Below are 2,487 nucleotides of genomic sequence, written 5' to 3' on the forward strand. Positions count from 1 at the left end.
AAATGCGTACTTTTCATACTTTTTGATACTTTAATTATAGCAAATCATATCTTTTATTACAAATTTATTGAAAATTTTGATAAATGGTTTTGTGTTTGCTATAACTTATCCCCAAAATGAGTTTAATATTTTAAATTTAAAATGAATTGTGGATAAAAGTTATCCACAAATTTTTGCGGTTGGTGGAAGTTTTGAAAAATTTTATCTGATTTATGATTTTTTATTTTTGAAAAAATTTTTATAAGTTTTGCCAATTAATTAGTATTTGTCAACAAAAAAGCTTGACAATTGGTATTGTCATAAGTATAATTGGAGTAGTGTTTTTATAGGCAAAAGTCCTTATATTTTATACTAGGAGGTGCGATTGATGAAAAGAACTTATCAACCAAATAACAGAAAAAGAAAAAAAGACCACGGATTTAGAAATAGAATGGCTACTAGAGGTGGAAGAGCTGTTTTAAAGGCTAGAAGAAGAAAAGGTAGAAAAGTATTATCAGCTTAGGTCACATTCATTGTGGCCTTTAATTTATTATGGATAAAAGTGTAAGGTTAAGAGATAACAGGGAATACAATGTTGTCTACAAGAGGGGAAAGACTTATTATAATAGAAACTTCTCTTTGGTAGTGTACAATTCAAAAAAAGGAACTCGAATCGGATTCTCTGTTACTAAAAAATACGGCAATGCCGTTGAAAGAAACAGAATCAAGAGGAAACTTAGAGAGATTGTAAGGCTTAATTTCTCTGAGTTTGACAAGGGCTTGGATATGGTTATTATCCCGAAGAAAAACACTGAAGACTTAACTTACAAACAGCTAGAATCTGCATTATTGCACGTTTGTAGAAAGGCATCGAATAAAAAATGTCGAAAGTGATGATATTTTTAATCAAATTTTACCAAAAAGCTATATCGCCGTATTTGGGACATGGGAAGTGCAAATACTATCCAACTTGTTCACAATATGCGTTGGAGGCTTTTAGAAAAAAGCCGTTTTTTAAGGCGTTAGGGCTTACTATTTGGCGAATTTTAAGATGTAATCCATTTTCAAAAGGCGGATATGACCCACTAAAATAAAAAGGAGTTGTAGAATTGCAAATAATTGCAAATGTATTTGGAACTATTCTTAGGTTCATATATGAAAACATCTCACATGTGATGGCTGAACCTAAAAGTATATCGTATTTTGCGATATCAATTCTTTTATTAACACTTATTTATAAGCTTATAACTCTTCCGGTAACTATTCATACGCAAAAAACTCAAGAACAAAATGCTTTGATGCAACCGGAAATGAAGGAAATTCAAAGAAAGTACAAGAACGACCCACAAACTCAACAATTAAAGATGCAAGAATTATACAAGAAGTACAATTTTAATCCTTTGAGTGGTTGTTTGCCAATTATCTTACAAATGGTTTTGGTTTTGGCATTATTTAGAGTAATGAGAGAACCAGGAAAGTACATGTTTGATAATGTGTCTAAGATTAATGAGATCGCTCGTAATTTCTTCTGGATACCTGATTTGACTAAACCAGATCCAGTATTGTTTGGATTGCCTTTAATAAATGCTTTCACTCAATTTTTAGTAGCAAAGATCAGTATGCCTACTAATAACAAGGATAAGAAATCAAATGAACCTGATCAAATGGAAATGATGAACAAATCAATGATTTATTTCATGCCTATATTTATGTTCTTCATTTCAAGCAAATACGCTTCAGGTTTGATTCTTTATTGGGGATTTTCTAACGTTTTAGAAGTTATAATAAGGTTAATAATTAAGAATAAAGACAAAAAAGATGTTGCGGAGGAAGTTAGATGAGAAGCACAGTAGTTAGTGCGAAGACTGTTGAAGAATGTGTCAATAAAGCTTTGGATAAGCTTCAAGCTAATCGAAACGAAGTTAACATCGAAGTTATAAATGAAGCTAAACAAGGTTTTTTGGGCTTGTTTGGAGCAAAGGACGCTGTCGTTAGAGTGTCATTAAAAGACGATGTTAAAGAAAAGGGTACGGACGATTTTGTGAAGAATATCCTAAACTCTGACTCTGACTCAGTTGAAACAGAAAAAAAAGAAGATACTAAAGTTATAAAAGACAAGAAAATTGTAGAAGAAGTTGAAGAAACTAAATCTACAGAAGATGATAAGGAAGAAATCGTAGAAAAATCAGTAAAACCAGCAAAACCAGTAGAAGCTGAAGAAGTTAAAGAAACTGAAGAAGCTGTAAAATCTGAAGAAACTGAAGAAGAACAAGATACTGAACCTGATGTTACTATTGATAGAAACGACGAACTTTTCATCACAAGCAAGAATTTCTTGAAACAAATGATTGAAGATATGGGAATTGATTGCGATATTGAATCTAGAACTGAAGGAAATATGATTAAGTTCAATATTATGTGTTCAGAAGAATCTGATATCGGAATTATCATAGGAAAAAGGGGAGAAACATTAGATTCTCTTCAATATATCGTAAACTTGGTTACTAA

5 protein-coding genes are annotated in these 2,487 nt (G+C 31.3%); all 5 read left to right on the forward strand.

Features of this window, described 5'->3' with window-relative positions:
* The first annotated feature begins 367 nt into the window (after positions 1–367).
* Positions 368–502: a 50S ribosomal protein L34 gene (gene rpmH, locus KHW44_RS08515; protein WP_002835948.1), complete on the forward strand. Its 135-nt coding sequence runs from the start codon at positions 368–370 to the stop codon at positions 500–502.
* Between the two features lie 29 nt (positions 503–531).
* Positions 532–873 (forward strand): ribonuclease P protein component, encoded by a 342-nt coding sequence (gene rnpA, locus KHW44_RS08520; RefSeq protein WP_002835949.1) that lies wholly within the window; start codon positions 532–534, stop codon positions 871–873.
* Entirely contained in the window at positions 861–1,073 is a 213-nt protein-coding gene (gene yidD, locus KHW44_RS08525; RefSeq protein ID WP_094206476.1) for a membrane protein insertion efficiency factor YidD, read from the forward strand. The genes rnpA and yidD overlap by 13 nt, the downstream gene beginning before the upstream one ends.
* 15 nt (positions 1,074–1,088) lie before the next feature.
* Positions 1,089–1,820: a YidC/Oxa1 family membrane protein insertase gene (locus KHW44_RS08530; RefSeq protein ID WP_094207867.1), complete on the forward strand. Its 732-nt coding sequence runs from the start codon at positions 1,089–1,091 to the stop codon at positions 1,818–1,820.
* Positions 1,817–2,487 (forward strand): Jag N-terminal domain-containing protein (locus tag KHW44_RS08535; protein WP_304068438.1); only part of this gene is annotated, 671 nt, incomplete at its 3' end. The genes KHW44_RS08530 and KHW44_RS08535, both read left to right, overlap by 4 nt.

This window comes from Finegoldia magna (assembly GCF_018371055.1).
Classification (GTDB): domain Bacteria; phylum Bacillota; class Clostridia; order Tissierellales; family Peptoniphilaceae; genus Finegoldia; species Finegoldia magna_I.